The organism is Protofrankia sp. Cj5 (genome assembly GCF_917627405.1).
Taxonomy (GTDB): Bacteria; Actinomycetota; Actinomycetes; order Frankiales; family Frankiaceae; genus Protofrankia.
Map to the genome: position 1 here is coordinate 22,493 of NZ_CAKJTO010000055.1, position 13,150 is coordinate 35,642.

Annotated in this window: 6 protein-coding genes; 1 reads left to right on the top strand and 5 read right to left on the bottom strand. The window is 68.8% G+C overall.

Annotation, left to right across the window (positions count from 1 at the left end):
* Positions 1-665 precede the first annotated feature (665 nt).
* From MJ777_RS13495 to MJ777_RS13515, 5 genes are all read right to left on the bottom strand, one after another.
* Entirely contained in the window at positions 666-1,898 is a 1,233-nt protein-coding gene (locus MJ777_RS13495; RefSeq protein WP_239376532.1) for a hypothetical protein, read from the bottom strand.
* Complete coding sequence (locus MJ777_RS13500; protein ID WP_239376534.1) at positions 1,895-3,043, bottom strand: hypothetical protein; 1,149 nt, start codon at positions 3,041-3,043, stop codon at positions 1,895-1,897. The genes MJ777_RS13495 and MJ777_RS13500 overlap by 4 nt, the downstream gene beginning before the upstream one ends.
* Positions 3,040-5,910, bottom strand: a complete 2,871-nt coding sequence (locus MJ777_RS13505; RefSeq protein ID WP_239376536.1) for a hypothetical protein — start codon at positions 5,908-5,910, stop codon at positions 3,040-3,042. The genes MJ777_RS13500 and MJ777_RS13505 overlap by 4 nt, the downstream gene beginning before the upstream one ends.
* Entirely contained in the window at positions 5,907-9,377 is a 3,471-nt protein-coding gene (locus MJ777_RS13510; RefSeq protein ID WP_239376538.1) for a tubulin-like doman-containing protein, read from the bottom strand. The genes MJ777_RS13505 and MJ777_RS13510 overlap by 4 nt, the downstream gene beginning before the upstream one ends.
* An 82-nt stretch (positions 9,378-9,459) precedes the next feature.
* On the bottom strand, positions 9,460-12,435 hold the full coding sequence (locus tag MJ777_RS13515; RefSeq protein ID WP_239376549.1) for a VWA domain-containing protein: 2,976 nt from the start codon (positions 12,433-12,435) through the stop codon (positions 9,460-9,462).
* A 48-nt stretch (positions 12,436-12,483) separates the two neighbouring features.
* Here MJ777_RS13515 and MJ777_RS13520 point away from each other — a divergent pair, with 48 nt between their 5' ends.
* Complete coding sequence (locus tag MJ777_RS13520) at positions 12,484-12,687, top strand: hypothetical protein (protein ID WP_239376551.1); 204 nt, start codon at positions 12,484-12,486, stop codon at positions 12,685-12,687.
* Positions 12,688-13,150: the final 463 nt, after the last annotated feature.

Consider the following 13,150-nt stretch of genomic DNA (forward strand, 5'->3'; position numbering starts at 1 on the left):
TTGACAGCAATCGTTGTCCAGTGCGCCAAGTGCATTCTCCAACAACCGGGCCGCATCGTTCGGCTCGACCCCCGGTACGAGCAGGTGATGGGAATAATTCTCATTGGATTTTTCCAGGAGATCAACAATTATCCGCATCAGGATGTTTTCGTACCTGCCGTCACCGGCCGCCGGAACAACATAGGGGGTGGTTTTGGACGGCACCCGCGCCCGCTGTCGGGCAACGGATTCCATGTACCAATGGAGATTGGGCTTGATCGCCGGATCGAAAAACGTACCCGCGGCCCAGCTCCAGTCAGCCAGTGCCAAGGCAACACCGGCCGTGAGCTCAGCCGGCGATGCGATCAACAGGAAGCTGACGGTATCTCTTCGCGCTACGCTGGTACCAGCTTTACGGTAACAGAGTATAGCCCGGTTCCTGCCGGCCAGGTCCCGAGCGATCAGATAGCAGACGCTCGGCCCCCACCTGATGTCGGTACCTCTCGGTTCCCACCAGTGGCGATACGATTCGTGCCACCACTCGCGTTCGGCTGGTTGCAGGTTGGATTCCGCTGGCGCAAAGCCGGAACGGCCGCCACCACGCCGCGGCGGGTCGTACCGGTAGACCAGATAGTCGACGGCAATCGAGCTGGGCATCTCCTGGTCGGGTGTATGCGGTCGGGACATCAGCGATCTCCACCCTCTTCCGGCCTCCCGGAATCACCGCCGACGGTACGGGCCTCGTCACCCAACATGCCGCTCATGGCCAGGATCGCCGCCAGCGGATCAAGCACTCTCTTGGGCCGGACTCCCCGAGCGAATTTCCTGACGCCCACAGCGGGTGCGTTCGGGTCGCCCTTCCGGGGCGAGATCAGCTCGACAGCCTCCGAACCGGTCGCTGAGACGAAGTGCAACGTCGCCTTGGAGAACAACGAATAAGGTCGCAGCCACGCCTGCGCATGGTTCTGGTGAAGGAAGGCGAAGGCGTCGGCGCTCTCGGCCCAGATCGCGGCCAGATCGGGCTGCCGGGCCAACCGGTACGGGCTCAGGCCATCCCTGCGCAGCCAGGACGAGACCGGCTGTTCGAAACGCCATCGATCACATTTGGTGATTGCGATGGCGACCGGCTTCTCCCGCGCAGCCTCCTGATCACGGAAACGGTGCAGAACAGTGGCGAACGCGTTGTCCCGTCGAAGTGGCCGGTTCCATCCGCTGGAGCCACCGGCCTGGTCCTTGATCGCGACATCCGGGTCAACCACAAAAATCAGCGCATCCATCGCCAGGATGAACTGGGTGTAGGGGCTTCGCTCCGCGAGAATCTCGCCCGAGATGTCGAAGAACGTCACCGCCCGGGTCACACCCAGGTCGGGATTGGAGAGCAGGAACGCGTCCTTGAACTCGGCGCCGCTCTCTGACGTGCCGATCCCGTCCCTCTGGATCGCCTCCCCGTCGTTGAACAACGGGTCGACGAACTCGCTGAGATAGTTCTGGTGGACGCCCGCGTCCACCGGGTCCGCATCCAGGCCCAGTGTCTCCAGCCGGCCGTACTCGATCTCACCGACCATCGAGGCGAGCAGGTGGGATTTACCGCTCTCGGCGAAACCGACAAAGCCGATGACCAGTGGGCGGCCGTACTTCGCGTATGCCTCCGGCAGGTAATGGTCGATCCTGGAACCGTCAGGGGCCGTCAGCTCGCCATCGCTGTCCGGACAGCGTTTCCACGCGTCGAGCTCGCGGTCCCGGCGCTTGATGGCGGAGGTGGTCGCTGGGATCTCCAGCAGGCGGTACCGTTCGGCGGCCACTGGGGTGTCGATCCGCTCATACAGCTGGCGCTCGTCCTCCCAGACGAACTCGTCCAGGCAGATCGGGCAGCGGACGGTGTGTCTGGACGAGCGGAAGCCGCCGCTATCAGTGGTCATGAGCGGTCACCAGAATAAGTGTCGAAGGTCGGGATGGTCCGGCTCTTACTCCTGGACAGCTCAGCGAACCGCCGGCGCCCCTCCAGAAAACGTGGATCCATCGCGACCGGTCCCGGGTAGGCCCCGACGGGGACGAAATCCCGCAAAGCACCCAGATCCCGCATGAACAGCTCGATCAACGGCCGGCCTGCGGGAGTTGGTGCGAAGATACCCTCCAGCGTCCGGTCCAGTCCGCCACCGACGGCGTGCAGATCGGGCGGCCCCGTCATACCGGGCGGAAGCGGTCCCCCCACCACCTGGACGATTACCAGGCCGGCACTCCAGAGGTCCGCGGCGGGATCCGCGGGAAGGCCACCATGGCGCGCCTCGGGCGCGGCCCAGCGAGGCGACGGAGCCGGGCCGGCCGGCTCGCCGCTCAGCCGGGCGTGCTGGAAGTCGGTGATCTGCACCCGCGGGTCGTTCCAGCGGACCGTCCCCGGGGTGATGTTGCGGTGCACGACCTTGGCCGCCTCCAGAATGCTCAACGCCCGGAACAGGCTGACCTGGAACTGTTCGTACTTCGTCGCCGATATCTTCCTGCTGAACAGGCCGGCAGGCTCGCCTCGCTCGGCGAGCAGGATGAACGGCTCCTCGGCATCCGCGTCATAGCCGACCAGCCTGGACAGCTCCACCGGGTATCGGGTCTCGCCGATCGTCCGCAGTAGATGCAGCCCGATCTGGATCTCGTTGTCGATGAGGTCGCAGCTGTCCGCGGTCACCTGATCTCTCGGCAGCATCTTCTGGACGAACTCCTGATTGGAGTCCGGGTTGGACACCCGGCGCCGACGGTAGGGGACGGATCGTGACGGCGGGCGCTGGCCAGGCTCCTCCCAGTCACCGGCCCGGATCCGAAGCTGCTCCCGTTCGCCGTAGGTCGTGACGTAGCTGAGTTCGGTCAGGCTGTCGGCCCGTCCGGTGGCCGGCTCCCTGCGTGGATCACCGCCGGCAGGGAAGGCGCCCGGTGACGAACCGTTCGTACCGCGGCGGCCGGCGCCGGCCGGCTCGTCCCGGCCGGGCCGGCGTCCGCCGCGGGCAGCGGACCCGGCGTCCTCGCGTCTGGTCTGTCCGCCCTCCGGCGGCTCCGATGTCGAACCGGGACGTGTCACAGCCGGCCCTCCGCGGGCGTCTCGACCACGCCGGAACGCAGCCGGACCAGGCGCAGCACACCGGCGACCTGCCCGCCGGTCGTCCAGACCAGGTCGCTTCCGGGAAATGGGATATCAGAACCGCCGGCATGGCGGGCCGCGCGGGCGGCACCGCGGCCGAGCACGGCCCTGACCACGCGCGGCGCGAAACGGATCAGGTCCGCGCGGTCCGGCGCGACATCGAGGTAGCTCAGTTCCTCCGGCCCGCACAGTTGCTGGATGCCGACGTCGAGCCTGGTGGCCCGCAGCACGCCAGCGACCCGGCGCGACTCCGTCCAGACGGCGTCGACGAGCACCGCCCGCCGTTCCCCCGGCCGGCCGAACGGCGGGGCCTCGTGGACGCCCCGCCGGGCAAGATGTTCGGCGTAGACGTCAAGGAGGTGCTCGGCTTCCGCGGACACGTAGTTCGGCAGCGCGTCCGGCGCACCCCGTTCAAGATCTTTCCAGCAGCGCTGGAGCGCGGTCTGGATCAGATCGACCAGATCCTCCTGGACGACTCTGGCGATCTCCCCCCGCTGGTCACGCAGCAATGCCGCAACCTCGACGTCGATCCCGGGCACCGCGTCCGGCTGCTCCCCGATGGGATGCCCGCGCAGGAGCATTGCATGATCGGTCAGCTTTGTCTGCATGTCCAGCAACGCGCCGGTCAGCGCGTTCGTGGCGTCGTGCGCGTCCCGCCGGCTGTCGGCAAGCACCCATTCGTACAACGCGACCCGACAGACCAAAGCGCGGAGGTCGTCAACCACCGGAACAGCACCACCGGACCACGGCTGCCAACGCCGTACCGCGGACACCCACACCCGCAGCGGCCACAGCAGCAGCCCGGCCAGCCCGACAGCCGCGAGTGCCGGCCGGATCGAGGCGGGGATGATCCCCAGCCGGCCGGACCACTGCAGATACCAACCGCCGCCCGCCGCGACCAGAGCGACAGCCAGCAGCGCGAGGAAGTCCAGCGCGCCCGCTTCGTCCGGGCTGACCTGGCGTGCGTTCAGCAGCAGCCAACCACCCAGCACAACAATCATGACGATCGCCAGAGCCGGCACGAGGCTGACAACGGCACCGACGACACCGACGACACCGACGAGCGGCGACCACAGCGCGGCCAGGAAGCAGAACAGAGCTACCGGGCCGAGCACCCACGGCGCGGCGAGACTCAACCGCAGCCTGTCCGGATTATCGAGATTGTCGAGAATATCGTCCGGGCAGATGCGGTCCAAGTCGTCGACGTACTCACGGCTCCCCCGCGGGTACAGCCGCCGGGCGATCTCGGAGAGCCACTGGGAGACCTCGACGACGGAGTGGCCCGCGTCCAGTGCGTTGTCGGTAAGGAGGCGCAGGCTGTTGACTACCGACCGGGCAGTGGTGCCGGCGGGTTCGCTGGTCACCACGCCCAGCTCAGCCAGGTGGTTACGCCGGGCCTGGTCGAGCCCGCGGCTGCCGTCGATCTCGATGAACTCGGCCCGCAGGTTCTCCCGCAGTTCGGCGAGCTGGGCCGCGGCCTGTCGCATGGCTGACCGGACGGCCATCCCCGGCTGACGGCCGGTGAACAGCACCCGCCAGCCACGCATGCCCGCTACCGCGGCAGCGGCGTCGGCGATCCGGCTCCCGCAGGCCTGTAACGATGAACTGATCAAGCCGTCGGGCCGCAGCACGGTGTCCGCGCGGCGGTCGTTCATCCCAAGGAACAGGGGCAGCGGGCCGGTGACGAGATCCGATGGTGGCTCGCTCGCCCCATCGGCGTCCAGATGCGGGGCGAGCAACCGATCGAGCGCCCGTAGCTGGGCGTCGGCGAGCACTCCGTCATCCACCCTGCCGACCACCGCGCGCAGACCGGGCGCGGCCGTCGCATCCGCCATGGAGCCGACCTTCTCGGCGACGGCGTCGAAGACCTCATGCTGACACAGGGCGTCCCGCAACGCCGACAGCACCGGACCATCGTCGGCGTCATCCAGGAACGACGGCAGAGACTGCGGCTGGGTCTGGCCCATGCCCCAGCCGACTCCGCGGGCATCACTCACCCACAGCGTGGCCACCGGCGCCCGGAGGACGAACGGTTTCACCAGCCCGATTCGTGCCGGGTCGAGACGGGTTCCACCGCGTGGACCAGAACCGTCCGCGGGGAAGGCACCCACGGATGATCCACCGGTGGAGCTGGCCGCGCCCGCGCCGGCACCCCCGCGGCCGGGCCGGCTACCGTAGCGCCCGCGGTCACCGCCGGAACGGTTGGCCGCGGCCCGCACCGACTCGCTCGAGCGGTCCGAACGCGGCGGTCCGCCGCCCGCCTCGCCCCTGCCCGGACGCTCTCCATAGCCGCCGCCCACCCAGGAACGATCATCCATATCGGGATGGCCGACAGTGACGTCGTCGTAGCCAGGCTCTCCTGTGCCACATTCGCCGTAGCCGGACTCGCCGTAGCCGGACTGGCCATGGTCAGCCACGTACTGGCGGTCGTGGTCGTAGGTATTGGCGGCATACGGATCGGGATCTCCGCCGTGGTCAGCGCCACCGCGGTCAGCCGGGTAACCATGGCCATCAACGTGCGCCGGCTGCGCATACTCGGCGTTGGGCGGGCCAACAACCAGGCAGACGACCTGGTTCACCGATCGAGCTGTGATGATCCGCTCAAGCCCCGGAGCATGCTCGACGAGCGACCGGGAGTCGTCGATCAGGAGCACCCGGCCGGGGTCGCTCTCCGCCACCCCCAGATCCCGGATGAAGACCCGTTGGATGTCGGAGAAGCGCTCGACATCCATGACTTCGGCGTACCGGGTACGGAGATCGATTTCGACGACCGTCGGCGTGGCTCGGGCCAGGGTCGAGTCAGTCACGACCAGCCCTCATCGTCGGCCTGGTAGCCATCCGCCCCATAATCATCTATCTGATAACCATCGGCCTGATAGTCAACGCTCCGGTGGCCGTCCCCGGGATTTCCGGCTCCGCTGCCCGGGAACCCTCCGCCATCGAGATCCTTACGCAGCTCGGCCGGCCGCCGGCCGTCGTGGTTGTCGTCGCTGTGCTGCCGGCCGGCCCGCTGATAGCCGTCCCGGCCGCGGCGTTCCCCCGCCTCCCAGCTCGCCTCAGCGGGTCCGGAGCCGCCCGGCCCCCGCTGGCTGGCGTCCTCGGCCGGCCCGGACCGTGCGCCACCGGCCAGCGGGCCAACGCCGCGGGGCCGGCGTACCACCAGTTCGTACAGTTCGGCGAGGTTGGTGCGGGCGCGCAGCGAGACATTCTCGAACGGCATCTCCATGGCCGCGCTGAACGTCTTCGTCCAGAACCCGTGCAGCTGACCCGCCCAGCCCCGGCTGCCAGCGGGAAGCCCGCGGCGCATGTCGTCAAGCAGCACCGCCTGTTCCCTGGCGAGGCTGAGCATCCGCAGGAAAAGCTCGCTCGGCTGCTTCGCCCGGCCGGACACGCCTTCGGGAAGGGTGCGCATGAGCTGCTCGCAGAAGTCACGCCTGATCTGCTCGTCGTCGGCGAGGGTCCAGTCCTCGTAGGCCCGCAGCAGGCTGCCCCACGACGACGCCGGCTCGAACGGCGCCAGCGACAGGGTCATCGACACCTGGTGCTCGTCGTCGTCGGCGAGCTGCACACGCACCTGTGCCGGTGAGTCGCGCTCACCGCCCCGGGTGCGGATGTTGCCGTTCCACATCGCGCACAACAGGTGGTGCAGGATGCGGACCCGGTGCTCCTCGGTGGTCGCCAGCCAGCCGTAGTCGTACCCGACCCGCTGGCGCCATTTCAGGAAGTCGTGCGGCTGTTCGTTGCCGAGGGCGTCGGACCAGTGGTGCAGGATCTCCCGCAGTTCGGGCACCTCGGTGATGCTCATGGAGGTCCGGAACAGCACCACCGCGATCGACTCGGCGTTGATCGGCCGGAACTCGACCACCATGCTCGGCTCCCGGGGGAGCCGGATCTGCTCCCGCAGGAAGCGTTCGATCGTCGGGTCAGCGCCGCCCGCCGGGTAGGAGATGAGTACCTTGAGCGCCCCGGAGCCCTGCGGGGTGAAGTTGGCCGGGACCAAACCGTGGATCTTCGCCTGGAACTGGCGGACCTCGTCGGTGACGGACGTCATGGCCTCACGCCGCGCGGCACCGGCGAGCAGCTTCGCCATCGTCGGCAGGAGCGCGTCCGCGTTGGCATCGCTTTCCTGCGTGAACAGCCTCTTGACCTCCTGCTTGAGACGCTCACGGACGACCGCGACAGCCGCGGTCGGGCCGCGGTCGATCGCCGCGGCCCAGGCCGGGCGCCAGCCGTCGGCGCCGAGCAGGGACCTGAGCACATCCGCCTCGGTCGCGGTGTTGCGGCTGTGGTCGCGCCGGACGAACCGCTCAAGCACCCCCCGGTAGAAGGCCTCCATATCCACCGGGGGCAGCAGATAGGTGACGCCGACCCGGTTGCGGTACAGCTCGGCGCTTCGCTTGGCGAACGTCCCCGGCTCGTTCTGCGCGTGATCGTCGAATGCGGCCGTGACCGCGCCGAGCTGTTGGCGTACCCGTTCGAAGATGCGCCCCCACCGGGCCGCCTGGCTCATCCAGGCAGCGCTCCACACCGACTGTGCCCGCCACCTGAACCAGTCGTCCTGGGTTGCCAGGGTCTGCTGCACATACGGGTCGCCCCAGCGCAGTTTGCTCAGGCCCAGCCGGCGGTCGCGGACGTCAACAGGCTGCGGCGGGCTGAAGGCGACCCCGGGTGGCGCGAACGGTTCCCGCCGGTAGTCGTCCAGCCGCCTGGCCACGCCGCCGCGCTGTTCGTCGTAGTCCAGGCGGCTGTCACCGAGCACGACCCGGCGAACCCGGAACAGGTCGAGCCGGCCGAGGAGCGCGTCCACCGCCCTGGTCGGGTCGAAGGTGGCAACCATGTCGGGGACGTCGGCCCGCAGCCGGTCCTCGAGCGCGAGGACACTGTCCTCCATCGCGCGAGCCCGGGTTCGCAGCGCTCCGATGATCTCCTGGGCACCACGCACGGCCGTGACCTCGGTAAACGGCAGCGGCCTGCTGGCGAGCAGCGGTTCGAGATTCGCCGCGGCCATGAACTCCTCGATCGCCGGCTCGTTGTCCTCCCCGCTTCCGGGCGCGATGCCGGCAAGCACGTCGACCGCACGCGCCAGCAGCCGGGACGCGACGATGTCGGCAAGATCGTCCACCGGCACGTCCATCGACGCGACCAGGCTGGTCGACACACCCCGCAGCCCGATCCCGGACGGCGCGGGGACCTCCCGCTCCACGCCCCGGTTGATGAAGTCGTCAGCGAACGACTGGTAGAGCCGATCACCGACCGTCGCGCCGTCGGTATCGCTCTTGCCCGTCCCGACCAGGGAGAGCATCAGCGACACGATCGAACGGTGCAGGTCATCACGGCGGACCCCGTAGCTCCCGCTGAACAGGAAAGCCGTCTGGATCGTCGCGGGCAGCAGCGCGGTCGCCTTCTCCTGGCCCGGGTAGAACACCCCAAGGGTCCCGCTGGTTCCGGTGGCGGTCAGTTCGGTGCCAGCGGTCGATCCGTTCTGGTCATCCACGAGCCGGAACAGGTCGAGCAGGGCCCGGCCCGCGTTGAGGCGGGCCCGCCGCCCGCCGCCCATCCCCTCTTCGAAGGCGGACGGCATCAGTACCAGCGGATAGATCTGCGCCCGGTAGTCGGTGCGCTGGAACGCCTCGCCGATCAGATACAGGTAGTCGTAGAAGATGCCCGCGCCGGTTCCGCCGGCAACAGAGAACGCGACGAAGACATCACAGGTCTGGCCGAACCGCCCACCAAGCCGGGAGAGCTCATCGCCGGAGTTGCCGATCATCCCGATCGCCCGCGCGACCGGCTGCTGGGCCGGCTCCAGCCCGTTGCGGAATGTTTCGAACAGCGCGGCCCGCCCGACCGTGGGCAGCTGCCCGGCACCGCGGACGAGCGGCGCGACCCGGGGCTCCCCGGCGGGCGGCGGCAGCCAGCCGCGGACGAACCGGGGTGCGTTGGTGCGCAGGCTCAGCGCGACCTGGGGGTAGGTGTCGAAACGGGGAACGAGTTCATGGGTGATGTGCTGGGTGTGCGCGACGGCGGCTTCGTGTTCCTCGCCCGGCACCACCCGGCCGCGGAGCTTGGTGAGCTCGCTCTCGTTCAGGTCCGCGTACACGAACTGGACGCAGGCCGGCAGCTGGTAGGGCAGATAGCCCTGGCCGGGGACCCGGCCGATCAGATCACGGCCGTCCGGTCCGCACAGCTCGTTGCGAAGCCGGCGTTCCAGCTCCGCTCCGATGAGGCAACCGGTGCCCCCCAGCCCGACGAACATCATCGGCTGGTAAATGTTCATGCGGACTCGCTCGCTTCCTTGTCACATCGCCCACAGCTGTGGGGCCGGGAATCGGCCTCCACTGCCCTGGGCGGCTCGGCTCTCATGCCCGCTCGGGATCGCCGTCGAAGTGGTCGCGGTCTCGGGGCCTGCGCCCACCGTCGCGACCAGGCTGGGTTATTTCGTCATGTAGATCCAGCCCATCCGGGGAGCCCGGGTTGTACCCGCCGTGCCCGCCCTCGCCCGCGGCGTCGTACCCGCCGCGTTCCTCGGCCCGGGGCTGGCGGGAGGCAGCGTTGGGCTCCCCGCGGCCGGCCCGACGCCCGCTGTCCCAGAGGCCGGTGTCAGCGGTGCCACGGGAACGATCAACATCGGACCACGCCGAGCCTGGTCGGGACGAACCGGGCTGGGACGAACCGGGCTGGGGTCCGGTGACCGCGGTCTCATCCGATACCGCGCCGCGGCCAGGCCGGGCAGCGCTGTCCCACGACCGTGTCCCGTAGCCGCCCGAGGAAGTGTCATCGCTGCTCCCCGTGTCCCCACGACCGCCCCGGCGGCCGGTCTCCCGCTGGGACGCGCCCGGTGTCCGACCGAAACCGGTAGCCCCGCCGGATCTGTCCCGCCAACCGCCCGCCGCCGGCCTACCCGCACGGCCTGTCCGGTCCGATGCCGCGCCGGCGCCGCTGGGGACGCGGCCCCCAGCGTCCGTGCCGGGCCGGTAACGGTTGCGTTCCGCCCAACGGCCATGACCGGCGCCGCTCCCGCCACCCCCGCGAGCCCCCGGCTGCCCCCCGGCTGACGCGGTGCGTGCGTCGAGGAAGCCCAGCGCCAGCCCGTCACCGATCGGTGTGGGCCGGCCGCGCGTCAGCGTGATCGTCGTGCCGCCGGGCGTCCTGACGACAAGCTCGCCGCTGTCGCCGCGACGAGTCTCATAGGCGTCTTCCCGGCCGTCGGCCAGGTCGAGGCGCGCCAGCCTGCCCCGGGGGTCACGGACCGCGAAGGGAAACCGGGTGGACGGTGTCGCTGGCGCACGGAGTTTGTAGAGCTCCGTGTTGTTGCGGTACAGGACCATGGTGAGATCCCGGACGTCGCGACGGGCGCGACGGGCCCGTCGCCGGCCCCGCCACCAGACCAGCGCGGCCAGCGCCGCCACCGCCAGCAGGATCCACAGCCACAGCAGGCGCTGGAACAGCGATGGCGGATAACCGATGTTCGCGACGAAGAAACCAACCGCGACAACGGTGGCGGGGTCGGCCATATCGACAAGATCGATCTCACCGCTGGCCGGCCCGAGCTTGGTGCCGGCCCGGAAGCTGACGGTCAGTTCCTGTTCGGACCGTCCCGAGCCACCGGTCGCGACCGTCGCCGGGTTGAGCTCGGCCAGGGTGCCCGGGTCCAGGTCGACCAGGCGCAGGCCAAGCGTGCGCGGCTGGCCGTCCGCCGTGTTGATGACGAGTTTCCCACGCAGATTGCCACCAGGGGCGACCCGGCCGCCGCCGACGCTGATGTCGCCGGTGACAGCGGCTGGCCCTTTGGCGGTCCGGGTGGTGAACGGTCGCTCGTCACCCACCACGCCGGTCGCGTCGATCCGGCCGACGAAGACCAGGTTGCCGGTAGCGGTACTGGGGATGGTGACCTGACCGGCGAACTCGCCGTCGTTCGCCTGCCGGTCGGGCCCCTTGCCGTCATCAGCGACCTGGACGCTCCGCAACGGCATGCCGTCACCGGACGCCTCGGCGCGGACCGTCAGCGTGCGCAGCTCAGCCGGGTCGGTGACCGCGTCGGCACGGGTCTGGAGGCGTACCCGGACGTCCACGCTCTGGCCGGCCTGGGGCGCGGGCGGTGTGACCGCGATCGAGGAACGCAGACGGCCCTGCCAGATCGCCGAGGCCGCCACGGTGGATGTGGCGACCCCCGCGGGCGCGGCAAGGCGCACCTTCCAGCGGCCTGGACGCGGGTTACGGACATGGAGCGACTCGGCGGTCGCGTTCTCCGTCGTTGCCTGGAGTACCGAACCGTCGAAATCCGGGCTCTCGCGCGGGACCTGAACGCCGCGCGGGTCGAGGTAGGTGACCCTGACCTTGTCGCTGCCCTTCAGCACCACTATCGACCCGTCGGTGCTGATGACCGGGATGTCGACCGACAGCTCAACGGAGTCTCCACCGGCCAGGGTGTCCTGGGCGTAGCCAGAGAGCCCGGCACAGCGGGCCGACGCGAACGCCTGCAGCAACGCTTTGATCACATCGCTCGATGCCGTGTAGATGTTCGTCCGCGGCTTGGCATCGCTCGAGCGGTTACAGGTCCCCTGAAAACCGCCGGTGGCGTAGCCGTCGAGGGAGGCCATGTCGACGTTGCCGAAGCCGATCGGCCAGATCTGCACCTTGCCGTCACGAGCCTCATTGATCTTTTCGGTCAGCTGCCGCTGCGCTTCGGTGTTACGGGTAGCAGCGTCCGGGCTGCCGTACTGAGGGCTCCCAGAGACGTCAAGCCGCCCATCGGTCAACAAGAAAATCATCTTGGCGCGGTCGGCGTCATCAGGCGCGGCGAGGATCTGCAGAGCCTGGTCGAGCGCGGCGACGTGGTCGGTGTTGTTGCCTTCCTCGGCGGTCCGCCGGTGCAGCGTGTTGACGCACCGCAGCAGCTCCTGCTGGTTGCCTGGCTCGCTGACAGCGGTCAGCGGGCAGATCGGGCTGACGGCGCTCTGCCCGATCCGGCCGTCGGAGCTCCCGAAGCCCACAACCGCCACCTGCGACCGGGCGGAGATGTCAGCGACCGCGATCAGGGACGCGGCGTTACGTTCGTTGACGACGTCCTGGTCGGAAAGGCTGCCGGACTCGTCGACGAGGACCACGATCCGAACGGGCTGGGCAGGCAGATCATTACTGGCGACCCCCGGAGCGGACGCGCCGCCCGAGGCGGCGGCACTCGGCGTGACGCTCGGCTGCGGCTGGCCACGGGCGGGCAGGGCCACCCCCGCCACAAGCATGCCAACGATCAGTACGCCGGCCATGCCGCGCATGGCCGGGACATGCGGCGGCCATGCCCGCCACCCCTTCAAGCCCGGCTGTTTCGCCGCCAATGGACGCTCCCCCCGCGTGGTGGCCCATAGTGAAGGATGATCCTACCGGTGCGCATCCCGTTTCCCGAATCAAGTGAATATTCCGCGGCCGATTGTCTGTGTGTTTACCCGAACAATACCCGCGATGCTTGCACTTTTTGCTACGCGAACCACCTGAACCGCATGAAAAGTACGAACCGTATGAACGGCATGAACCGTACGAACCGCACCGCCGGAGCGGACACCGAGCAACCCGTCAACAACACCCGCTGATTACGGAGTAGGTTCTCATCGGGCATCCCCGACTGGGCAATGTCTGACGATGTTCAGCCCGAGCGACAGCCTGAACCCACCAAGGCGATGCACTCACGACGAGCATCCGCACAAACACGTACTGTTAATTCCGTCGATTGCCGGGATTGCAAGATGGCCATCGACGAAGGCTGTAGTCCGGTACGGTTTCCACCGCGGCAGGTTGTCGGTCTGGCGGAGTCCGCTACCGACGGGGGTTAGGGATGGCCAGCCAATTGTCCACGGCACACTTCGGGCGCGCGCTAGTTGGGGTCTGCGCCGTTTTCTCGATCGTCCTCTGGGCTATTCCTGGCAAAGCGCAAACAGGACCTCCAGGTACTGCCGCGTCCGTTGCTCCACCGTCGACGTCGACATCGACGCGCCCGGTCCGTGTCCAGATTCTGGTCGACGAATCCGTGAACGTCACCGACGCGCAGGTCCGCAT